This is a genomic window from Kitasatospora sp. NPDC017646 (assembly GCF_044329365.1).
Taxonomy (GTDB): Bacteria; Actinomycetota; Actinomycetes; order Streptomycetales; family Streptomycetaceae; genus Kitasatospora.
In genome coordinates this window covers 83,276-106,257 of the sequence record NZ_JBIRJC010000020.1, presented here as the reverse complement: position 1 = coordinate 106,257, position 22,982 = coordinate 83,276, and the positions used below count along the sequence as shown (strand labels likewise).

General features: G+C 72.5%; 16 protein-coding genes. 10 read left to right on the top strand and 6 right to left on the bottom strand.

The genetic code is table 11. The features are described 5' to 3' along the window. The first annotated feature begins 589 nt into the window (after positions 1-589). Positions 590-2,299 (top strand): GAF domain-containing protein, encoded by a 1,710-nt coding sequence (locus ACH4J0_RS27710; protein ID WP_396243316.1) that lies wholly within the window; start codon positions 590-592, stop codon positions 2,297-2,299. Positions 2,300-2,328: 29 nt separating this feature from the next. Here the strand turns inward: ACH4J0_RS27710 and ACH4J0_RS27705 are convergent, their stop codons facing one another. The 4 genes from ACH4J0_RS27705 to ACH4J0_RS27690 all read right to left on the bottom strand — a co-directional run bounded on the left by ACH4J0_RS27705 (position 2,329) and on the right by ACH4J0_RS27690 (position 6,393). Then, a complete protein-coding gene (locus ACH4J0_RS27705; RefSeq protein WP_396243315.1) occupies positions 2,329-2,748 on the bottom strand; it encodes a pyridoxamine 5'-phosphate oxidase family protein in 420 nt (139 codons plus the stop codon). A 112-nt stretch (positions 2,749-2,860) separates the two neighbouring features. Continuing rightward, positions 2,861-3,562, bottom strand: a complete 702-nt coding sequence (locus tag ACH4J0_RS27700; RefSeq protein WP_396243314.1) for a response regulator — start codon at positions 3,560-3,562, stop codon at positions 2,861-2,863. 1,263 nt (positions 3,563-4,825) lie between these two features. Beyond that, positions 4,826-5,461: a hypothetical protein gene (locus ACH4J0_RS27695; protein ID WP_396243313.1), complete on the bottom strand. Its 636-nt coding sequence runs from the start codon at positions 5,459-5,461 to the stop codon at positions 4,826-4,828. A gap of 56 nt (positions 5,462-5,517) precedes the next feature. Then, positions 5,518-6,393 carry a universal stress protein gene (locus tag ACH4J0_RS27690; protein WP_396243312.1) on the bottom strand — a complete coding sequence of 292 codons (876 nt, stop codon included), beginning with the start codon at positions 6,391-6,393 and terminating at the stop codon, positions 5,518-5,520. A 433-nt stretch (positions 6,394-6,826) separates the two neighbouring features. On the opposite strand from ACH4J0_RS27690, the gene ACH4J0_RS27685 reads away from it, so the two are divergent. Genes ACH4J0_RS27685 through ACH4J0_RS27665 form a run of 5 tightly spaced genes read left to right on the top strand, consistent with a single transcriptional unit; the run spans position 6,827 to position 12,313 of the window. Next, positions 6,827-8,239 (top strand): amino acid permease, encoded by a 1,413-nt coding sequence (locus ACH4J0_RS27685; RefSeq protein ID WP_396243342.1) that lies wholly within the window; start codon positions 6,827-6,829, stop codon positions 8,237-8,239. A gap of 19 nt (positions 8,240-8,258) precedes the next feature. Further along, the gene (locus ACH4J0_RS27680; RefSeq protein WP_396243311.1) at positions 8,259-9,482 is read left to right on the top strand and encodes an arginine deiminase; all 1,224 of its coding nucleotides are present in this window, start codon (positions 8,259-8,261) and stop codon (positions 9,480-9,482) included. Between the two features lie 36 nt (positions 9,483-9,518). Next, the gene (gene argF / locus ACH4J0_RS27675) at positions 9,519-10,523 is read left to right on the top strand and encodes an ornithine carbamoyltransferase (RefSeq protein ID WP_396243310.1); all 1,005 of its coding nucleotides are present in this window, start codon (positions 9,519-9,521) and stop codon (positions 10,521-10,523) included. Between the two features lie 2 nt (positions 10,524-10,525). Then, positions 10,526-11,521: a carbamate kinase gene (locus ACH4J0_RS27670; protein ID WP_396243309.1), complete on the top strand. Its 996-nt coding sequence runs from the start codon at positions 10,526-10,528 to the stop codon at positions 11,519-11,521. Positions 11,522-11,545: 24 nt separating this feature from the next. Continuing rightward, complete coding sequence (locus ACH4J0_RS27665) at positions 11,546-12,313, top strand: HPF/RaiA family ribosome-associated protein (RefSeq protein WP_396243308.1); 768 nt, start codon at positions 11,546-11,548, stop codon at positions 12,311-12,313. 392 nt (positions 12,314-12,705) lie between these two features. On the opposite strand, the gene ACH4J0_RS27660 is transcribed toward ACH4J0_RS27665, so the two are convergent. Together ACH4J0_RS27660 and ACH4J0_RS27655 are read right to left on the bottom strand one after the other, a co-directional pair. Next, on the bottom strand, positions 12,706-13,578 hold the full coding sequence (locus tag ACH4J0_RS27660; protein ID WP_396243307.1) for a universal stress protein: 873 nt from the start codon (positions 13,576-13,578) through the stop codon (positions 12,706-12,708). 204 nt (positions 13,579-13,782) lie between these two features. Beyond that, positions 13,783-15,372: an oleate hydratase gene (locus tag ACH4J0_RS27655; protein WP_396243306.1), complete on the bottom strand. Its 1,590-nt coding sequence runs from the start codon at positions 15,370-15,372 to the stop codon at positions 13,783-13,785. 315 nt (positions 15,373-15,687) lie between these two features. Here ACH4J0_RS27655 and ACH4J0_RS27650 point away from each other — a divergent pair, with 315 nt between their 5' ends. From ACH4J0_RS27650 to adhE, 4 genes are all read left to right on the top strand, one after another. Next, positions 15,688-18,072, top strand: a complete 2,385-nt coding sequence (locus ACH4J0_RS27650) for a phosphoketolase (protein ID WP_396243305.1) — start codon at positions 15,688-15,690, stop codon at positions 18,070-18,072. A 39-nt stretch (positions 18,073-18,111) separates the two neighbouring features. Continuing rightward, positions 18,112-18,909 (top strand): universal stress protein, encoded by a 798-nt coding sequence (locus tag ACH4J0_RS27645; protein WP_396243304.1) that lies wholly within the window; start codon positions 18,112-18,114, stop codon positions 18,907-18,909. A gap of 131 nt (positions 18,910-19,040) precedes the next feature. Further along, positions 19,041-19,901 (top strand): universal stress protein, encoded by an 861-nt coding sequence (locus tag ACH4J0_RS27640; protein ID WP_396243303.1) that lies wholly within the window; start codon positions 19,041-19,043, stop codon positions 19,899-19,901. 406 nt (positions 19,902-20,307) lie between these two features. Then, complete coding sequence (adhE, locus tag ACH4J0_RS27635) at positions 20,308-22,971, top strand: bifunctional acetaldehyde-CoA/alcohol dehydrogenase (RefSeq protein WP_396243302.1); 2,664 nt, start codon at positions 20,308-20,310, stop codon at positions 22,969-22,971. Positions 22,972-22,982 lie beyond the last annotated feature (11 nt).

Here is a 22,982-nt window from a genome sequence, read left to right as displayed (position 1 = left end):
TGCGCCCCCGAGCCAGGCGAGCAGCGCAGTGACCAACGTCCAGCGCGCATTCGGTCGCAGGAGGACGCCGGTGCCGAGGGCGAGGACTCCGACGGCCGGACTGGTGGCCGGACCGGCGACCGCGATGACCAGCGCTGCCTTCGGGGACACGGGCTGGTCGCAGCGGGTCGTCCCGCCCAGGGCCCGGACGGTGTTGTCCGTCACCTCCATGTCGGCGTTCCGGCCGCGTGCGCGTGGGCGGCCTCGTGCCATCAGCGCCATGGCCGTGCCCGCACCTGCGGTGGTGTAGGCGGCGGCCGAGTGGTCCGGGGCCAAGCTGGGCAGGGCCTGCCGTACCAGGCCGGTCGGCAAGGGAGCATTCCAGCGCACGCGTAGTGGCGCACCCGCGAGGCGGCCGACGGGCAGGGATCCGGTCACCGGGGAGACTCCGCCCAAAAGACCGCGGCGCTCGGCCGAGCGGTACCGCCGCCCGCCGCCGCGTGCGCCGACTCGGGCTCTCGCCAGGTCGGAGGCGTTGCCTGCTCCGACTGGCGGCGGTCGGCTTCTGCAACAATCGACCGGCTGGTGACAAGGACGAAGGGAGGCCCGCATGGGTGGGGACGGGGCGCCGTCGCGGATACCGCAGCTGCGGTTGGACGAGCTGCTGGAGGAACTCCAGGCGCGGATCGACGCGGCCCGGGGCACCCGGGACCGGGTGCACAGCCTGCTGGAGGCGGTGCTGTCGGTCGGGCGCGAGCTGGACCTGACGCAGGTGCTGCGGCGGATTGTGGAAGCCGCGGCCGTGTTGGTGGACGCCCGGTATGCGGCGCTCGGCGTGATCGGGCCGGACGGCGAGACGCTCTCCGACTTCCTGACCGTGGGGCTGTCCCCGGAGGAGATCGCGAAGATCGGCCTGTACCCGACGGGCCGGGGCATCCTCGGCGAGCTGATCCGCAACCCCGAGCCGCTGCGACTGGAGGAGCTGTCGGAGCACCCGTCCTCATACGGCTGCCCGGCGCACCACCCGGTGATGCGGACCTTCCTCGGCGTTCCGGTACGGGTGCGCGACGAGGTGTTCGGGAACCTCTACCTGACCGACAAGCGGGACGGTGAGGAGTTCGACGCCGACGACGAGTCCGTGATCGCCACCCTGGCGGTCGCGGCCGGCGTGGCGATCGACAATGCCCGGCTGTACGAGGAGGCCCAGCGTCAGCAGCGCTGGCTGAGTGCGAGTGCGGAGATCACCCGGAGCCTGCTGTCGGGAGGTTCACGCTCGGAGGTGCTGGAACTGATCGCGCAGCGGGCGCGGGAGATCACCGGCGCCGACCTGGCCGACGTGTCCGTACCGGTGGCCGGGACGGACACGGTGCGGGTGGAGCTGGCGCTGGGCGGCGACGCGAGCAGTCGGGCGGGCCTGGTGGTGCCGCTGGAGGGCTCCCTGTCGGGGGAGGCCTGCGCGTCGGGGGTGCCGGCGACCACGGTCGACCTGGCAAGCGATCCGCGGCTGTCCGTCGGCCCTCGGAGGTTCGAGGGGCTCGGACCGGCGGTCGCGGTGCCGCTGGGCCGGGCCGAGGGGCAGATCGACGGTGTGCTGCTGTTGGCCCGGGAGACCGGCGAGTCCGAGTTCACCGAGCGGGAGATCGGACCGCTACTCGGGTTCGCCGACCAGGCCGCGCTGGCCCTGGAGCTGGCGGAGCGCCGACGCGACGCCGAACAACTGGCGATGCTGGAGGACCGCGACCGGATCGCCCGCGACCTGCACGACCTGGCCATCCAGCGGCTGTTCGCCACGGGGATGACCTTGCAGAGCGCGGCCCGGTTCATCGAACACCCGGGTGCTTCGGACCGGGTGCTGCGTGCGGTCGCCGACCTGGACGAGACCATCAAGATCATCCGATCGACGATCTTCGGGCTCCGAGCGCGCGAGGATCACGCCGGGCAGGGATTGCGGGCCAGGGCCATGCGGGCCGTCGAACAGGCGCAGGCCGTCCTGGGCTTCCCACCCCGGCTGAGCATGGAGGGCCTGCTGGACACCGATGTCCCGGCGGAGGTCGCGGAACACGTCGTGGCCGTCCTGGGGGAGGCGCTGAGCAATGCCACCCGGCACGCGAAGGCGAACCGCGTGGAGGTCGTGCTGCAGGCCACCGGGCAGCAGGTCGTGCTGACGGTGCAGGACAACGGTGTCGGCGTCCCCGAGCAGGGACGGCGCAGCGGCCTGCGCAATCTCGCCGAGCGGGCGGAAGGCCTCGGGGGCGCGTTCGAGGTGATCAGTCCGACCGAAGGAGGCACGCGGCTGACTTGGTCCGCTCCGCTGGCGTGAGGACCGGCCGGCCGTGCTCGCGGGGCCGGTCACGCCTCGCAGGGGGGTGAACCGGGCAGGGAACGCCCGGTCACCAGTTCCGGGCGGATGCGGATGGTCACGTGGCCGGCGGCCGGTTCTGCAGGTGCGGGCACGACGGCAGGAACGGGGCGGCCCTCCAGGATGTCGGATGTGACGTCCGCCCGCCCGAGGACGGTGACGCTCCAACCGCTGCCGTCGGCCTCGCTGAGTGCGCTCACCTCGAAGGCGACGACCGCGTCGGCGACGGCTCGGGTGATCTCGGAGTCGGTGTGGGCGTGGAGCAGGACGCTGCCGTCCGCCGCGATCCGGTAACGGAACGGCATGACGGCCGGCAGCGCACCAACGGTATAGACCAATCGGCCCACGGCTGTCCTGCCGAGAAGTCTCAGGCATTCCAGCTCGTCCAGTGGTGTGAATTCGGCGGTCATGGCATCCATGCTCGGTGGGGGCATGTCCTTCCGCGAGGGGCTGATGGTCCCTCGGGAGGCCTCCGGATGGTCCCCGTGCACCGGGTGCTTTCGGCCCGGGTGCGAGTGCCGCTCAGACGGTCCGGCGGGTCGCCGGGTGGCCCTGGCCCGTCAGTACCTCGGTGGCGATGATCGCGGCCTGGACCCGGCGCTCCACACCGAGCTTGGCGAGCAGACGGGAGATGTGGTTCTTGACGGTCTTCTCGGCGAGGTAGAGCCGCTGGCCGATCTGCCGGTTGGTCAGGCCCTCGCCGACCAGGGCGAGGATCTCGCGTTCGCGGTCGGTGAGCTGCGGGGCATCGGACGGCTGTTGGGTCGCGGCCTCGCCGCGCAGCCGGGCCATCAGCCGGGTGGCGGCGCCCGGGTCGAGCATGGACTGTCCGGAGGCGACCGTGCGGACCGCGGAGACGAGGTCGGTGCCGCTGATCTGCTTGAGGACGTAGCCGGCGGCACCGGCCATGATCGAGTCGAGCAGGGCCTCCTCGTCGTCGAAGGAGGTGAGGATCAGGCAGGCCAGCTCCGGCATCCGGGACCGCAGTTCGCGGCAGACGGTCACGCCGTCGCCGTCGGGCAGGCGCATGTCCAGGACCGCGACGTCGGGGCGCAGCGCCGGAACGCGGGTGAGCGCCTGCGCCACCGTGGAGGCCTCGCCGACCACCGTGAAGCCGGGCTCCGCGTCCAGCAGGTCGTGCACGCCCCGGCGGACCACCTCGTGGTCGTCGAGGAGGAACACCTTCACCGGGCTGCCCGCGTCGCCCGCCGTGTCGTCCGCCATCACCGCTCCATGTTCAGCCTGCCCCAGCGGCAGGTCGTACAGATCTCACCGCAGTGTGCGGGATGTGGGGTCGAGTTGGTAGGGCCGGACGGCCCTATTACATGTGGGGCGTCAGGACGGCTCGTCGGCGTTGCCGTGACTCCCGCCACGCGGGTGCCCTCGGGCCGTCAGGCCACGGCGGCCGGCGCGGCGGCGAACCCCGGCACCGGCTGACCGGTCGCCAGGGCTGGCGGCCGGCGCGGAGTGGGGAAGCCCGCAGGACCGCCCGACGCGCAGCAGCATCCGGGGTGCTCCGCGCTGCGGCAGGGCCCGGGCCATCCCGGTCGCGCAGATCGGGCCATTCCATGGCCTGGTGAAGCAGTGGGACGCGCAGGCCGTGGGGGTGAGGAGGAGCAGGGTGTGCTGGAGGGCTTGGCCCGCGCGCAGCCAGTCGGCGGGCTGGTCGTCCCGGGTGGCGAGCATGAGGATGTGCGGGTCGCGTTCGTACTCGTCCCCCTCCGCCTGTCCGCCGTGAGCCGTGGTGAGAAGTCCCGCATCGGTACCCGGCCGACGGAGTCCAGGACGCCGAGGGCGCGAGGTGGAAGGCCCGCGTCGCTGCCAGGGCCGGCGATCCAGTCCAGGCCTTCGGCCAGGCACGCCCGGTTCCGGCCGTTGCGCTGTTCTGCCTCGGCGGTGAGCCCGAGCAGGCGAAGTCGGCCGGTGGGTTCCGGCAGCCAGAGCTGCGCACCATCCTGGTGGGCGGCCTCGGAGATCTTGGTGAGGACGGCGACGGGCACCGGCTCGGCGGTGAACGGGAAGCGGCTGCTGCGGCGCCGCCAGATCGCCCGGTACAGGTCCGGTCGTCGGGTCAGGGCCGCCGGGGCCGTCCGGCGAGACGGACGACGGCCAGCAGGTCAGGGACGTCCGGGTCGGGTAGCGGCCGGACGACCGGTTCCCGGCCCCAGATGGGCTGCGGCGACCCGGAGGTTGAACAGGGCGGCGCCGACCGACATGTGCAGCGCTCTGCCGCGGGGGTCGGTGTGCGGCAGCGTTCGCAGGGGGTGTGAGAACACCTCGACGGTGTGGACCCGCGGATCGATCCGGAACCGTCACGGCTGAGTGCTGTGGATGGACGGGGCGGCGCATGCGGCGGCGGGGAGCACCTGGTGGGCGGGGCTGGTGGCGTCGTTGCTGACGAGCTGTTCGGGCATGATGCCGTCTCCTTCCGAGAGCCGAGCTGTCGGCTTCGCCGGTGTGGTTCGTCCGTGGACGCGGCCGGTGGTGTCAGCCTGCCCGGTTGTCGCGTGGGGTGCGGCCGCTCCAGAGGGGCTCGAAAAGCACCCAGGAGTGCTGCCAGACCTGGTCGGCCCGGTGGTCGAGGACCATCAGACGGATGTTGAGGCCGGCGATGAGGAGAGCGGCGAGGCCGCCGAAGATGAGGAGCCCGAGGCCGGCCGCCTCGGCGGCGGTATGGATCGTCCCGGGAGGGGATGGGACGGGCCGGCCGGTGTCGTCGACCTGGACCCCGACGGCCGAACCAGCGACGGTGTTGCCGGGGACAGCGACGGTTCCGGTGGTGTTGTGGCCGTCGGGGGAGGTCCATGCGGCGTCGGCCTCGTACCGCGTCCTTCCGGTGCCGGCTTCGATCCGACGTTGTGCTGGGGTGAGCGCGACTGCCTGGACACCGTGCAGGCGGGTGGCCGTCACGGAGTCCCGATGTCGGACCGAGGCGAAGTCGGCCGTCGCCGCACCGGCGCTGCAGAGCAGGGCCAGCCCGATGCCGAGCGCGGTCAACAGCAGGGCCCGGCTGCGTGAGCGGTCGATCGGGCGGACCAGCGGGTTGCCGTCCCGCCGGAACGACTGCCGCAGGTGGTTGCGGAAGCTCGGGACCGGACCGGCAGGCCCGGGAACGGTGGTCATGTCGGTACTCCTTCGTCAACGTCTCGGTGGACGGCGGTGGCGGGCGCGGTCCGTTCTCACGGATGGGGGACCACTGCCACCGGGGCGGTGGAGTGGTGGAGCACGGCGTGGGCTACGGGCCCGAGCAGCATGCCGAGGCGATGGCGGCGCTCGCGTCGACCGATGACGACCAACTCGGCACCGGCGGCGGCGTCCAGGAGGGCCTTCGCCCCGCCGCCGAGCCGGACGTCCTCGACGACCGCCACGTTCGGATGCCTCCTGCGGTGGTCCGTGAGGTGCTGTGAGAGCAGGGCGGACTCCGTGCACTCCTGCCCGGGGATGTCGATCGGGGGCGGCATCATGCTTCCGTAGGCCCAGGCGGGGAGCGGTTCCCAGCCGTGGACGGCGCGCAGTGCGGCGCCGCGGCGCTCCGCCTCCGCGAACGCGAATGCGAGGACGGCCTCCGCGGGCTCGCGGGAGTCGAGCCCGACCACGACCTCACCGGCGGTTCCGGCGTTCCGGTGGGGGAGGGGCGCTGTCTCGCGGACGAGGACCGTCGGAACGGTCGTGCGGGCGGCCACGGCGAGTGAGACCGAGCCGACGAGCAGTCCGGCGAATCCCCCTAGACCCCGGGAACCGAGCACCAGCAGTTCCTGCTCCCGTGCTTCGGCGACCAGTCCGTCCACCGGGTCGTCGGGCCTCACCGCGGTCTCCACCGTCAGGCCGGGGTGGGTGAGGCGGATCCGGTCGGCGACGCGGGTGAGGGCGTCGAGCGCGGCGGGCCTGAGGTCGCCGGACCTCGGATGCTCCACTTCCTCGCCGCTCAGCCAGGGCCAGACGTGGAGAAGGCACAGGGCCGCTCCGAGCCGGTGGGCCTCCGCCGCCGCCCACAAGGCGGCGGTCTCGCTCTGCGGTGAGCCGTCGAGGCCGACCAGGACCTTCCGTGTCGTCACAGCTATCCCCTTGGGATCGAGATGAGGGTGCCGGGAACGACTGCCACCCGGCTGCCCCACCAATCTGCCGCCGGGCCTCGTCGGAGCCCAGGGACCGACGGAACCCAGTGATGGGCCGGTGGTCCCGCCAGGGGCGATCCGGCGATGTGCCGCGCGCCGGTGCGCGACCCGGCGCCCTCGGGACCATCGGGCAGGTGAAGCAGGGACCGCCGGTGCGGGGAGCGGGACCGTTGGCCCATGGGACGCGCTGCTCGCAGGTTCGAGGATCTTCTGCGGCGGGCTACGGCGGAGACCGGTCCCGTCCGCATGATCCAACCCGGCAAAGGAGCCCCTGATGTCCGTACACGACAGCGGAAGACCATCGGCGAGTACGTCGGAGGACGGCCCGCAGGGGCGGAGCACGTCCTTCGGGCTGCCGGCGGCGACGGCGCTGGTGGTGGGCAGCATCATCGGTACCGGCGTGTTCGCCCTGCCGTCGGCGCTCGCGCCGTACGGGCCGATCGCGCTGGTGGCGTTCGTGCTGGTGACCGTCGGGGCGTTGGCTCTGGCGGTGACCTTCGGACGGCTGTCCGAGCGGGTGCCGGGCAGCGGTGGCCCGTACGTCTACGCCCGGGAGGCGTTCGGCGAGTTCGCCGGGTTCCTGACAGCCTGGTCGTACTGGATCACGGCGTGGGCCGGGAACGCGGCCATCGTGGTGGCCTGGGTCGGCTACGTCGAGGTGTTCGTGAACAAGGGCCACCACAACGGGACTTCGATCGCCATCGCGCTGGCCGGGCTCTGGCTGCCCGCGGCCGTCAACCTGACGGGCGTGCGGAACATCGGCGCGTTCCAGGTGGTCACCACGGTGCTGAAGTTCCTGCCGTTGGCGTTCATGGCGACGGCCGGCCTGCTGTTCGTGAAGTCCGGCAACTTCGGGGCCTTCAACGCGAGCGGCGGCTCGGCGCTGGGCGCCGTGTCGGCGGCCGGGGCGATCGCGCTGTTCAGCTACATCGGCCTGGAAACCGCCTCGGTGGCGGCTGGTCGGGTGCGGGACCCGAAGCGCAACGTGCCCAGGGCCACCGTGTACGGCACCCTGGCCTGCGCGGGGATCTACCTGCTCGGGACCCTGGCCGTGTTCGGCACCGTCCCGCACGGCCAACTCGCCGCCTCGGCCGCACCGTTCACGGACGCCATGAACAACATCGCGGGCGGTACCTGGGCCGGAAACCTGGTCGCCGCCGCCGCGATCGTGTCCGGGCTCGGCGCGCTCAACGGCTGGACCCTGATCTGCGCGGAGATGCCGATGGCCGCCGCCCGCGACGGGCTGTTCCCGGCCGCCTTCGCCGGCACCCGCGGCCGCGGCGAGGTACCCGTCCTCGGCATCGTCTCGGCGACCGTCCTCGCCTCGCTGCTCACCGTGATCAGCTACACCCGGTTCACCCGGGTGTTCACCGAGATCGTGCTGCTGAGCGTGCTCACCGCCGTCATCCCGTACCTGGTCTCGGCCGCCGCCCAGCTGTACTGGCTGGTCCGCCAGGGCCGGGAAGAACTGGACCGCCGCCGCCTCGCCCGCGACGTCACCGTCACCGTCCTGGCATTGGCCTTCTCGTACTGGTCGATCCAGGGCAGCGGCTACCAGACGGTCTACTACGGCCTGTTCACCATCCTGCTCGGCATCCCGGTCTACATCTGGCTGAAGCGGCCGAACGCCCGGCCCGCCACGACGGCTGCCACCGGCGCCGTCGCCCCGACCGCCGGCACCGGGCCGGCCCGCCACGAGCCGCCGCTGAAGGCGGCCCGCACCGCCGGGCCCGTCGGCCTGCCGACCATCCTCCGCCGAGCGCTGACCCCGCGCCACCACCACTGAAACCCGAGGAGCACCAACGATGTCCACCCTGCGTGTCGATTCCGAAGCGGGCCGCCTGCGTCAGGTGATCCTGCACCGTCCGGGCCTGGAGCTGTCCCGGCTGACCCCGCGCAACGTCGACGACTTGCTCTTCGACGACATCCTGTGGGCCAAGCGCGCCCGCGAGGAGCACGACGCCTTCGCCCAGGTGCTGCGCGACCATGGTGTGCGCGTGCACCACTACGCCGACCTGCTCGCCGAGACCCTCGACCTGCCGCCGGCCCGGTCCTGGCTGCTGGGGCAGGTGGTCACCCCGGCCATCGTCGGCCCTGCCCTGGTCGAGCCGGTGCGCGAGCTGTGCGAACAGCTCGACGGCGCGACGCTGGCCGAGTACTTGATCGGTGGTGTCCTCAAGGACGACCTGCCGCTGCGCAAGCCGCACAGCCTGGTGTGGAACACCCTTGGCGAGCAGGACTTCGCCCTTCCGCCGCTGCCCAACCACCTCTTCCCGCGCGACAACTCCTGCTGGATCGGTGCCCGTTACAGCCTCAATCCGATGGCGAAGCCGGCCCGGCGGCGGGAGACCCTGCACACCGCCGCGATCTACCGCTTCCACCCGCTGTTCGCCGAGACCGCGCCCCCGCTGCTGGACGGCACCACCACCGCGCCGGGGCTCAGCATCGAGGGCGGAGACGTCCACGTCATCGCGCCGGGCGTCGTCATGGTCGGCATGGGCGAGCGCACCACCGCCGCAGCCGTCGAAACCCTCGCCCAGCAGCTGTTCCTGACCAACACCGCGCACCGGCTGATCGCCGTCCGGCTGCCGGAGAGCCGGGCGTTCATGCACCTGGACACCGTCATGACGATGATCGACCGGGACACCTTCACGCTCTACCCGGGCCTTGCCGACCAGCTCCGCTCGTGGACCCTCACCCCCGCCCCCGAGCGCCCGGCCGGCTTCGACGTACGGACCGACACCGACTTCGCCGTCTCGCTCGCCGAAGCCCTCGACCTGGACAAGGTCCGCTTCCTGTCCGCCGAGCAGGACGCCCGCGCGGCCGAGCGCGAACAGTGGGACGACGGCAGCAACTTCCTCGCCCTCGCCCCCGGTGTGGTCGTCGGCTACGAGCGCAACACCACCACCAACACCCACCTGCGCAAGCAGGGCGTCGAGATCGTCACCATCGCCGGTTCCGAGCTCGGCCGCGGTCGGGGCGGCCCGCGCTGCATGAGCTGCCCGATCCAGCGCGACCCCGCCAACTGACCCACCCCACCCCGCCGACCCGAGGAGCAAACAGCAATGACCATCGACCTGCGCGGCCGCCACTACCTGCGCGAACTCGACTTCACCGCCGCCGAGATCCACCACCTCCTCGACCTCGCCACCGAGCTGAAGGCCGCCCGACGGGCGGGCACCGAGACGCCTCGGCTGACCGGCCGCAGGATCGCCCTGATCTTCGAGAAGAACTCCACCCGCACCCGCTGCGCCTTCGAGGTCGCGGCGGCCGACCAGGGCGCCATGACCACCTACCTGGGCCCGGACGGCTCGCACATCGGCCACAAGGAGACCGTCACCGACACCGCCCGGGTCCTCGGCCGGATGTACGACGGCATCGAGTACCGCGGCTTCGACCAGGACGCCGTCACCGAACTCGCCCGCCACGCCGGCGTCCCCGTCTACAACGGCCTGACCGACGCCTGCCACCCCACGCAGAGCCTGTGCGACGTCTTCACCATGCGCGAGCACAGCGGGAAGCCGGTGGAGGAGATCTCCTTCTGCTACCTCGGTGACGCCCGCAACAACACCGCCAACTCCCTTCTCATGATGGGGAGTCTGCTCGGCATGGACGTGCGGATCGCCGCCCCGCGCGAGCTGTGGCCCGACCCGCTTCTCGTCTCCGAGTGCCGGCGGCTCGCCCAGGACAGCGGCGCCCGGATCACCCTCTCCGACGAGGTCGAGGAGGCCGTGCGCGGCGCGGACTTCCTCTACACCGACGTGTGGGTGTCCATGGGCGAGGACCACGCCCAGTGGCCCGAGCGCATCGCCCGCCTGCTGCCCTACCAGGTCAACGCGAAGACAATGGCCGCGACCGGCAACCCGGACACCGCCTTCCTGCACTGCCTGCCCGCCCTGCACGACCGCCGCACCGACCTCGGCGCCGAACTCGCCGCCGAGCACGGGCTCGACGGCCTCGAAGTCACCGACGAGGTCTTCGAGTCGCCGGCCTCGCTGGTCTTCGACCAGGCCGAGAACCGCATGCACACCATCAAGGCGATCCTCGTCGCCACCCTCGGGAGGAAGTGACCATGCGCATCGTCGCCGCCCTCGGCGGGAACGCCCTGCTCCAGCGGGGCGAGCACCCCGACGCCGCCGTCCAGCAGCACCACGTACACGACGCCGCCCGCTCGCTCGCCGAACTCGTCACCGCCGGACACGAGTTGGTGATCACCCACGGCAACGGGCCGCAGATCGGCCTGCTCGCCCAGGAGAGCGAGGCCGACCCGGCGCTCACCGCGCCGTACCCGCTGGACGTCCTCGGCGCCCAGACCCAGGGCATGATCGGCACCCTGCTCGCCCGCGAGCTCATGGGCCGCCTGCCGGGCCGCGCCGTCACCGCACTGGTGACCCACACCGAGGTCGACCCCCACGATCCCGCCTTCCAACGGCCGGCCAAGTTCATCGGCGGGCAACTCACCGATCACCAGGCCAGGATGATGGAGATCGAGCGCGGCTGGACCACCGCGCGGGACGGCACGCGCATGCGCCGCGTGGTCCCCTCCCCGCAGCCGAAGGCGATCGTCGAGGTCCCCGCCGTCCGCGCCCTGCTGGCCACCGGCGCCGTGGTCATCGCCGCCGGCGGCGGAGGCGTCCCGGTCACCCGCGATCCGAACACCGACCGGGTACGCGGCGTCGAAGCGGTCGTCGACAAGGACCTCACCGCCGCCCTGCTCGCCCGACAGCTCGACGCCGACGCGCTGCTGATCCTCACCGACGTCACCCACGTGTTCACCCACTACGGCGCGGCCCACCCCGGCCCGCTGGTCACCGCGACCCCCGAGCAGCTGCGCGAACTGGCCCTGCCCGAGGGCTCGATGCGACCCAAGGCCGACGCCGCCGCCGAATTCGCCGAGCGGACCGGCCGAATCGCCGCCATCGGCCCGCTGGACAACGCGCTGGGCACGCTCCTCGGAACCACCGGCACCACCGTCCGCTCACTGCCGGGGACCGCAGGTCAGGGACCCAAGGCGTCGCCGGCGGGACCTGCGGCCCTCGGTCCGGCGCACCAGCGCGCGGCAGTCTGAAAGCCACCCGGAAAGGAAACCGTGATGACCCGTCTGCAGACCCGCCCCGCCACCGAGGTCCAGGTCGCGACCCGCGGCGAAGTCTCCCTGGCCGCACCCGAATACGCCCGGACCAAGCTGCTCGCGGTGCTCGAACGCCTCGACGAGCCGGTTCTCGCCGTCCGGGTGAAGCTCACCCAGGAGCCCAACCATGCGGTCGCCAAGCCGTCGATCGCGCAGGCCACGCTCGATCTCAACGGGCGGCCCGTACGGGCCCACGTCGCCGCCACCACGATGCAGGAGGCCCTCGACCTGCTCCAGGACCGGCTGAACGCCAGGATCGCCCGCGTCCGGACCCACCGCCACCACCGCCACCACGCCGAGCGGTCCGCCACCGGGCGGGAACACCGGCCGCAGCGCCGGGTGCTGGGCGCCGAGGAACGCCGCATCGAGCGGCACAAGACCTACAGCCTCGCGCGGCAGACCACGTGGGCGGCGGTGTTCGAACTGGAGGCGATGGACTACGACTTCCACCTGTACACCGACGCGGCGACGGGCTGCGACAGCGTCGTCCACCACGACGGGGCGACGGGGGCGTACCGGATCGTCTCGGCCGGAGCGGTGCCCGAAGCCGAGCCGGGAATCGCGGTGAGTACCCAGGCCGTGCTCGAACTGACCGTCGCCGACGCCGTCTCGCGGCTCGACCTCAGCGGCCTGCCGTTCGTCTTCTTCACCAACAGCGAGACCGGGCGCGGCAACGTCCTGTACCACCGGTACGACGGCCACTACGGCGTCATCACCCCCGCGCAGTAGCCGGCCCGGCGGCTGGGGGACCAGCCGGGCCCGGGAAGGTCACCGGGAGCGGGTGGGGCCGCCCCGGGGCCGCCCCGGACGTGATCGCGAATGGCCCGCCACCGAAGCAACGGTGGCGGGCCGTGGCATTCCGCGGTGGTCCGGACGTGAAGCGGTCCCGCGCGCACCGCTGAGTGCGGATCCACACCGTCGCCTCCGGGGGACCCCGGCCTGCCGGCCGTTCACTCGCACCGGTGCCCGCCGGACTCCACTCCACCCACTTCGCGGAGTGCAGACGGCGCCGACGCGGGTCAAGCGCAGGCCGGAAGCCCGATGCCGCGTCCACCCCGGGGTGGACGCGGCATCGGGGCGTCATCGTTCCGCGCCCTGTCCGGTAGGGCACGTGCGGCGTTTCAGTCGTGCGGGACGACGGCGACCGGGGCCTGTGCGTGGTGGATCACCGCGTGCGCGGTCGGGCCGAGGCGCAGGCCGAGGTGGTGGCGGCGCCGGTGGCGGCCGACCACGACGAGTGCGGAGTTGCGGGATGTGTCCACCACCGCGCCGGCGCTGCTGCCGATCCGGCTGTCCTCGATCACCGCGACGTGCGGGTACTTGTCCCGCCACACGCTGAGTACCTGGCTGAGCAACTCGTCCTCGATGGTGCGGAACTGCTCGGTCTCGATCTGCGGTGCCACCCAGCCCGCGTAGCCCCAGACCGGCGGAGGAGTCCAGCCGTGAACGGCGCGCAGCACGGTGCCGCGGGTCGCGGCCTCCTGGAAGGCGAAGTCGATGACCTCGTTCGCCGGGGCACGGGTGTCGATGCCGACGACCACCTCGGCGGCGTCGCGGGCGTCGGCCTGCTGTGTCTGGGCGGCCCGGACCAGGACGACGGGCACGTCGCATCGTGCCGCGGCGTTCAGGCCGACCGATCCCACCAGCAGCCCCTCGAAGCCGCCCAGGCCCAGTGAACCGACGGCGAGCAGTTCGGATTCGGCCGCGGCAGCGAGGAGGGACGCGGTCGGCTCGTGCCCGGGCAGAAGGCTGGTGTGCACCTCCAGCCCTGGGTGGGCCGAGCGCACCTGCTGCGCGGCGTTGGCGAGCATGCGCTCGGTCAGGGCGCGCACTTCGGCCGGTTGGCCGGGATCGGCGTGGACGTCGTCCTCCCAGGTCCAGGCGTGGACGAGGCGCAGGGCGTGGCCGCGGCGCACCGCTTCGTCGGCCGCCCACTGCGCTGCCGCGGTGCTCTCGGCCGAACCGTCGATACCGGCCAGGATGTACTTGCTCATGGGAGGGCCCTGCTTTCCGTTGCTCGGGACTGCCCGGGCACAGCCGCCCGAGGTCGGGGACCAGCCTCGCCGATGGCGATCCTGCATCCCCAGGGCCGGCCGGGTCCGCGGGTGAGGCCCAAGGTCCCGAATGGCCGAGGGCGCGCACCCGAGACATCTCGGGTGCGCGCCCTCGGCCATTCGGCTCGGGGAGCTGTCGCGCGCTCAGCCGAAGGCGGTCTTCAGCGCGCGGAACGCCGTCTTCGGATCGGAGAGGGCGTGGTGGACGGGCGGGATCGGCTTGTCGAGGCCGAGCAGCCGGTAGACGGCGTGCATGGCGCCGCGCACCGAGTACTCGACGGTGAAGACCACGTCTTCGGGGATCTCCACGAACTGGCCGAGGAAGGCGAAGTTCCGGGCACCGTGCGGGATCACCCGGGGCCGGTCGTGGGCCGAGCGGCGGGCGAACTGGCTGGTGATGTAGGGCATCATCACGGTGGTGACGGTGGTGGTGGCGCGGACCTCGTCGGCGATGTCGTCGAAGCCGAGCTGGCCGAGGAGTTCGGTGAGGATCTGCTGCCCGGTGGACTCGGCCATCGCCTTGCCGGTGTACTCGCCGGGCGTGTCGACGAACAGGCCGTAGCCCCAGAGGGTGAAGACGTCCTCGGGCTGGCCCTCGAAGTGCGGCGGACGGGGCACGACGATCGACATCAGCCAGGGCGAGTCCTTGAAGGTCATCAGCGCGCCGGTGCCCGGGGCGTTGCCGCTGAACTCCTCGATGCGCTTGAGCAGCGCGGGGCTTCGCATGGTCAAAGTGAAGGACTCCCAGGCGGCTTCGCCGACGTTGCCGTTGAAGACCGCCGGCTGCCCGAAGTCCGGTGCCTTGCGGGAGATGGTCTCCCACAGAGTCCAGCTGCCGTCCCGCTTGTCCCGGATCAGCTCCGGTGCGGTGTCGTCGTCGCCGTAGGCGGCATCGGCGGTCATCGAGCCGAGCGTGATGAACGCCAGGTCGAGCTCGGCGAGTTCGACGCTCTCCCGGTGGCCGTCGCGGAGCACGTGGAGGCGCTTCGCGCGGCGGATGCCGTCCTGCTCGGTGAAGTCGACGTCGGTGACGGTGACGCCGTGCTCGAAGCGCACACCGCGCTCCCGCAGCCACCGGGTGAGCGGCCGGACGACGGAGTCGTACTGGTTGAGGCGGGTGCGGCGCACGCCCGCCAGGGTGTGGATGCGCGGGAACTCCTGGAGGAAGCGCAGGAAGTAGCGCTTGAGCTCGATCGCACTGTGCCAGTTCTGGAAGGCGAAGGTGGTGCGCCACATCGCCCAGAAGTTGGTGGCGAAGAAGTGCTCGGAGAAGAACTGGTCGATCCGGCGGTCGCCGATCGCCGACTCCGGTAGGACGAGCAGCCGGGCGAGCTCGATCCGGTCCTGGGCGTCGAGACCCAGGCGCGCGGCGTCGAGGACGTGGTGGTCCCGGTCGATCAGTCGGGCCCTGGCACGGGTGGGGCAGTCCCGGTTGAACCGGATGATCTCGTCCCGCACCGTGACGTTCTCGTCGTCGAGGGTGGGGATCGTCTCCAGGAGGTTCCACAGGCAGGTGTACGCCTCGTCCTCCAGCATCCGCCCGCCCCGGGTGACGTACGCCCGTTCCGGGGATCCGCGGCCGTCGAGCGAGCCGCCGGCCAGCGGGAGCTGCTCCAGGACGTGGATGTTCTCGCCGGGGAACTCGCCGTCGCGGATCAGGAAGGTTGCGGCGGCCAGTGCCGCTATGCCGCCGCCGACCAGGTAGGCCTTCGTCCCGCGCCCGCTGTCGATCATGATCTGCCCCACTTGTCCATGCGTCCGCGCCGTGCGGCGCGCCTGCACGGGCTGCGCAGGTGCCGCCAGCTTGTGGCATGCGACGCACCTGGACGCAGGGCCGCCGGTCCCCACTTCGGGGCCGTACGTCCCGAGGGCGGACTGCGGTGCGGGGCTGTTCGGGTGAGGCCGTGGACAGCAGGGACCACCGGCCCCCGGTATCCCGCGGAACGGGGCCTGTTCGGCCCTGCGCGGACCTCGGCCGGGGCGGGAAGGATGAAGGTCGGCCGACCGTCGGCGGTCGGTGAAGGCGACAGACCCGAGGAGTGCGCAGCCATGTCCGTCACCCCAAGTTCGGTTCCCGGTGGACCCTCCGAGGAGGAGATCCGGGCGCTCGACGCCCACTGGCGGGCCGCCAACTACCTCGCGGCGGGGCAGATCTATCTGATGGCGAACCCGTTGCTGCGCGAGCCGTTGCGCCCGGAGCACATCAAACCCCGGTTGCTGGGGCACTGGGGCACTTCGCCCGGCCTCAACCTGGTGCACACCCACCTCAACCGCGTGATCAAGGACCGGGATGTCGACGCCGTCTGCGTCTGGGGCCCCGGGCACGGCGGGCCCGCCGTCCTCGCGAACTCCTGGCTCGACGGCAGCTACACCGACACCTACCCCGACGTCACCCGCGACGGGGCCGGCATGGCCCGGCTGTTCCGCCAGTTCTCCTTCCCCGGTGGCGTGCCCAGCCACGTCGCACCCGAGACACCCGGCTCCGTCCACGAGGGCGGCGAACTCGGCTACGCGCTCTCGCACGCCTACGGTGCCGCCTTCGACAACCCCGGCCTGCTGGTCGCCTGCGTGATCGGCGACGGTGAGGCCGAGACCGGTCCGCTGGCGGCCTCCTGGCACGGCAACAAGTTCCTCGACCCCGTTCACGACGGTGCGGTGCTGCCGATCCTCCACCTCAACGGCTACAAGATCGCCAACCCGACGGTGCTCGCCCGCCTGCCCGAGGCCGAACTCGACGCCCTGTTCCGCGGCTACGGCCACGACCCGCTGTACGTCGGCGGCGACGACCCGCTCACGGTCCACCGCGCCATGGCCGAGGCCATGGACACCGCCCTCGACCGGATCGCCGCCATCCAGCACGAGGCCCGCGCCGAAGGCGGTACCCGCCGACCGCACTGGCCGCTGATCGTGCTGCGCACGCCCAAAGGCTGGACCGGCCCCGCGGAGGTCGACGGCCTGCCGGTCGAGGGCACCTGGCGCGCCCACCAGGTGCCGCTCGACCAGGTCCGCGACAACCCCGCGCACCTGCGGCAGCTGGAGGACTGGCTGCGCTCCTACCGGCCCGAGGAACTCTTCGACGACCACGGCCGTCCAGCGGCGCAGGTCCTCGACCGCGTCCCCGAAGGCCCCCGCCGCCTCGGCGCCAACCCGCACGCCAACGGCGGCCTGCTGCTGCGCGACCTGCCCATGCCGTCCCTGGAGCGCTACGCCGTGCCCGTCGACAAGCCCGGTGCGACGCTGCACGAGCCCACCCGGGTACTCGGCGAACTGCTCGCACAGCTGATGGCGGACACCGCCGAGCGCCGCGACTTCCGCCTGGTCGGCCCGGACGAGACCGCCTCCAACCGCCTCCAGGCCGTCTACCGGGTGACCGGCAAGGCGTGGCAGGCCGACACCCTGCCCGTCGACGAACACCTCGCCCACGACGGCCGGGTGATGGAGATCCTCTCCGAACACACCTGCCAGGGCTGGCTGGAGGGCTACCTCCTCACCGGCCGACACGGCCTCTTCTCCTGCTACGAGGCCTTCGTCCACATCGTCGACTCCATGGTCAACCAGCACATCAAGTGGCTGCGCACCACCCGCGCCCTGCCCTGGCGCGCACCGATCGCCTCGCTCAACTACCTGCTCACCTCCCACGTCTGGCGTCAGGACCACAACGGCTTCTCGCACCAGGACCCGGGCTTCGTCGACCACGTCCTCAACAAGAGCCCCGAAGCCGTGCGGGTCTACTTCCCGCCGGACGCCAACACCCTGCTCGCCACCGCCGACCACGTGCTGCGCAGCCGCGACTACGTCAACGTCGTGGTCGCCGGCAAGCAGCCCTGCTTCGACTGGCTCACCCTCGACGAGGCCCGGGCCCACTGCGCCCGCGGCGCTGGCATCTGGGAATGGGCCGGCACCGAGGACGGCACCCGAGAACCCGACGTCGTCCTCGCTTGCGCCGGCGACGTCCCCACCCAGGAGGTCCTGGCCGCCGCCGACCTGCTCCGCCGGCACCTGTCCGACCTCCGCGTCCGGGTGGTCAACGTGGTCGACCTGGCCCGGCTGATGCCCGCGGAGGAGCACCCGCACGGGATGCCGGACGCCGAGTTCGACGCCCTGTTCACCTGCGACCGGCCGGTGATCTTCGCCTACCACGGCTACCCGTGGCTGATCCACCGCCTCGCCTACCGCCGGACCGTCCACCCGCACCTGCACGTGCGCGGCTACAAGGAGTCCGGCACCACCACCACACCGTTCGACATGGTGGTCCGCAACGACCTGGACCGCTACCGCCTGGTCATGGACGTCATCGACCGCGTCCCCGGGCTGGCCGTCCGGGCCGCCGCGGTGCGGCAGCAGATGGCCGACCAGCGCACCCGTCACCACGACTGGATCCGTGAGCACGGCACCGATCTACCCGAGGTCATCGACTGGACCTGGCAGGGCTGACCCGAAACCAGGGGGGCCGAACGTCAGGAGAACAGCACCATGGACCTACCCGTCACCGTCGGAGTCGACGGTTCCGACACCAGCCTGGCCGCCGCCGACTGGGCCGCCCGCGAGGCACTGCTGCGCGGCTGCCCGCTGCGCGTCCTTCACGCCCTGCCCCTGATGCCCCATCTGCTGCCGAGCTGGTCCGCCGGGCGGCGCTCCGATCCGGGCGCCCTGCTGCACGAGGTCCGGCACGTCCTGGCCGTGCGCTACCCGCAGTTGGAGACCCGCACCGACGAGGTCCACGACGTCGCCCCGACGGCGCTGCTGGCCGCCGGGGAGGACGCCGACCTGCTCGTCGTCGCCGCGCGTGGCGCCGGCGGCTTCCCGGGACTGCGGGTCGGGGCCACCGCCCTGCACCTGGCCGCCCGGGCCGGCTGCCCGACCGTGGTGCTCCCAGTGGACCCGCCGGGCCCGGAACCGCGCGAGCAGATCGTGGTCGGGCTGGACGCCCGCCGACCCGCCGAGGCGGCCCTGGAGTTCGCCTTCGCCGCCGCACGCCGCCACGGACTGCCGCTGCACGTCCTCCACGCCTCGGCCGCCGGGGCACCGGACGACGAGGACGAACTCCTCGCCCGAGCCCTCGAACCGTGGCGGGCCGCCCATCCCGAGGCCGAGGTCGCAGCCCACACCGCGTGGGCGGCCGCGGGCCTGGCACTGGTGGAGGCGTCGGCCAAGGCCCGACTGCTGGTGCTCGGCAGGCGGGCCACGGCCCGGGCCGGCTCGCTCGGCCCGGTCGCCCACGCCGTCCTGCACCACGCCGCCTGCCCGGTCGCCGTCGTCCCGGAGACCTGACCGGGACCTTCGGGCCGTCCCCGGGGCTTTACGGCCCCTGGGACCGGCGGACGGCGACCGCGATCGTGGATCGCGCACCGGGGTCGTCGGCATCCGCGCCGCGACCGTCGAACGAGGGAGGGACCGTCATCATGCCGTACGCCGTAGTGGTCGGAGTCGACGGATCGGAGCCGAGCACGGCCGCAGCCGAGTGGGCCGCCCAGGAGGCGCAGCGCAGTGGTCGGCCGCTGCGGCTGCTCCACGTCGGGGGCACGAGCTCGCCCGCGCCCGGGGAGGCCGACGGCGTCGCCGAGCCGTTGCCGCCGTCGGTGCTCGCCACCCGGGACCGCATCGCGAGCGTGCTGCCCGGGCTGGAGCTGACCTGCGAACAGGTACCCGGGAGTCCGGCCTACGCGCTCGCCGCCGCCGGGGGCCGCAACGGCCTGCTGGTGCTCGGCTCGCGCGGCCTGGGAGGGTTCGCCGGGCTGCTGGTCGGCGCCGTCTCGCTGCGGGTGGCTGGCCTCGCGAACTGCCCGGTCGTGCTGCTCCGCGCCGGGGTGGACGGCCGGGGCGGCGGCGCCGGCGACGTGGTGCTCGGGCTGGACGGTGACGGGGCCTGCCCGGAGGTCGTCGCCTTCGCCTTCGAACAGGCCGCGGCACAGGGCGCGACGCTGCGCGTGCTGCGGAGCCTGACGGTCCCCGCCGGGCCGTACTCGACCGAGGCGGTAGTGGAGCAGTGGGAGATCAGGGAGGCGTTGGAGGCCGCAGAGCTGATGCGGCTTCAGGACGCCCTGGCTCCCTGGCGCGAGAAGCACCCGGAGGTCCGGGTCCAGGCCGAGCTGAGCGCCTGGCCGGCCGGGCGGGCGCTGGTGGAGGCCTCCCGGAGCGCCCGCCTGACGGTGGTGGGGCGCCGCCGGCCCCGGCTCCACCCGGCCGCGCCCTGGCTGGGCCCCGTCACCCACGCCGTCCTCCACCACGCGCACAGCCCGGTCGCGGTCGTGCCGCACGACTGAGACCGGCCCCGCGCACGGCCGTGGGGGGGGGCCCCCCCCCCCCCCCCCCCCGCGGGGGGGGGGGGGGCGGGGGGCCCCCCCCGCGCGCCCGCGGCCCCTACGGCCCCCCGCCACACCCCCAAGGCCACCGCCGCCCACCCCCTCGCCCACCGCCGGGTCGGGGGCGTGCCCCCCGACCGACCCCGCCCCCGCCCCGGGCGGGGGGGCGCCCCGACCGCGGCCCCCCCCACGGCCGTTGGCGTGTCCGCAGGGGACCACGCGGGCGAACGAGAGGACCTTCGGCCCGCAGGACTACCCCCAATGGCCAGGGCCCGGCCCGCACCAGCCGGGGGAGGCTGTGGGTGGACAGCCCGACCGGACATCTGCGGGCGCCAGCTTCCCCGGAAACCGAAAGGTGGTCCAGCCCATGCCCCGCCAGACACAGACCGAGGCGAAAGCCCCCTCCGTCCCGGTCCAGACCCAGGTCGCGGCGCCGACCGCGGACACTGCTGTCGACCGTCTGGTACGCAACGCGCTCGAAGCGCTGGCCGCGTACGCGCCGTTCACCCAGGAACAGGTCGACCACATCGTCAGGAAGGCCTCGCTCGCGGCGCTGGAGCGGCACACCGCGCTGGCGGTGCTCGCGGTGGAGGAGACCGGTCGCGGTGTGTTCGAGGACAAGGCGGTGAAGAACGTCTTCGCCTGCGAGAACGTCACCCATGTGATGGCCCGGACGAAGACGGTCGGGGTGGTGAGCCGGGACGAGATCGACGGCATCGTGGAGATCGCCGAGCCGGTCGGGGTGGTCGCGGGCATCACCCCGGTGACCAACCCGACCTCGACCACGATCTTCAAGTGTCTGCTGGCCCTCAAGACCCGCAACCCGATCGTCTTCTCCTTCCACCCCTCGGCCCAGCGCTGCTCCGCCGAAGCGGCCCGGATCGTCCGGGGCGCGGCGGTGGCGGCCGGCGCGCCGGAGCACTGCATCCAGTGGATCGAGGAGCCGTCGATGGCGGCCACCGAGGCGCTGATGCGCCACCCCGGTGTGGCCACGATCCTCGCCACCGGCGGCAACGCGATGGTCCGGGCCGCGTACTCGTGCGGGAAGCCCGCGCTCGGCGTGGGCGCGGGCAATGTCCCCGTGTACATCGAGCGCAGCGCGGACCTGAGGCGGGCGGTCAACGACGTGGTCCTGTCCAAGTCCTTCGACAACGGGATGATCTGCGCCTCCGAACAGGCGGTGATCCTGGACGCGGACATCCGCGACGCGGCGCTCGCGGAGTTCCGGAAGCTGAAGGCGCACCACGCGAGCGCCGAGGAGAAGGCGCTGCTGGAGCGGTACCTGTTCGGGGTCGGCGACGGGACGGCCTGCGCGGGCGGGCGGCTGAACGCCGCGGTGGTGGGCCGCTCCGCCGCCGAGATCGCGGCAGAGGCGGGCTTCGAGGTGCCCGCGGACACCTCGGTGATCCTGGCCGACTGCGAGCGGGTCGGGCCGGCCGAGCCGCTGACCCGGGAGAAGCTGTGCCCGGTGCTCGCCGTTCTCACCGCGCACTCCCGCCGTGAGGGCGTCGAACTGGCTGCCGCGATGGTGGAGTTCGACGGTCTCGGCCACTCGGCCGCGGTCCACACCGAGGACGCGGCGTTCACCGAGGAGTTCGGGCACGCGGTGAAGGCCTGCCGGATCATCTGGAACGCGCCCAGCTCGCAGGGCGGCATCGGCGACGTCTACAACGCCTTCACCCCCTCGCTGACCCTCGGCTGCGGCAGCTACGGGCACAACTCGGTGTCCGGGAACGTCTCGGCGCTCAACCTCGTCAACATCAAGCGGATCGGGCGGCGCAACACCAACATGCAGTGGTTCAAGGTCCCGCCGAAGATCTACTTCGAGCGCAACTCCGTCAAATACCTGGCGAGCATGCCGAACGCGCACCGGATCGTCGTCGTCACCGACCACACGATGGTCCGGATCGGGCACCTGGAGCGGATCCGCGGCGTCCTGGACCGGCGCCGGGAGCCGGTCGAGGTGCGGGCGGTCGACTACGTCGAGCCCAACCCGAGCATCGACACGGTGCGCCGAGGTGCCGCGCTGATGCGGGAGTTCGAGCCGGACACGATCATTGCGCTGGGCGGCGGCTCGCCGATGGACGCGGCCAAGGTGATGTGGCTGATGTACGAGCACCCCGAGGTGGAGTTCGCCGACCTGAAGGAGAAGTTCTTCGACATCCGCAAGCGCGCATTCACCTTCCCCGACCTCGGTGAGAAGGCGAAGCTGGTGTGCATTCCGACGACCTCGGGCACCGGGAGCGAGGTCACGCCCTTCGCGGTGATCACCGACACCTCCACCGGCCAGAAGTACCCGCTCGCCGACTATGCGCTCACCCCGAGCGTGGCGATCGTGGACCCCGCGCTGACCACCGGGCTGCCGAAGGACGTCACCGCGGACACCGGCTTCGACGCCCTGACCCACTGCATCGAGACCTACGTGTCCGTCTACGCAAACGACTTCACCGACGGCCTCGCCCTCCAGGGCATCCGGCTGATCTTCGACCACCTGGAACGGGCCGTCACCGTGGGCGCGGACGACCCCGTCGCCCGGGAGAAGATGCACAACGCCGGCACGATCGCCGGGATGGCCTTCGGCTCCGCCTTCCTCGGCGCCGTCCACGCCATGGCCCACACCCTCGGCGCCACCTTCCACGTCGCCCACGGCCGCACCAACGCCCTCCTGCTGCCGCACGTGATCCGCTGGAACGGCACCGCCCCGGCCAAGGTCACCGGCTGGCCCAAGTACCAGTACTACACCGCCCCGGAGCGCTACCAGCAGATCGCCCGGATGCTCGGCCTGCCGGCCGCCACGGCCGAACAGGGCGTCGAGTCCCTCGCCTCCGCCGTGGAGGAACTGCGCGACAAGGTCGGCATCCCGCGCTCCTTCAAGGCCGTCGGCGTGGACGAGGAGGCTTTCCTGGCGGCCCTGCCGCAGCAGGCGATGAACGCCTACGAGGACCAGTGCGCCCCCGCCAACCCCCGCATGCCGATGACCGCCGACATGCAGCAGCTGATGCGCCGGGCCTACTACGGCGACCAGGCCTGAGAGAGGACACC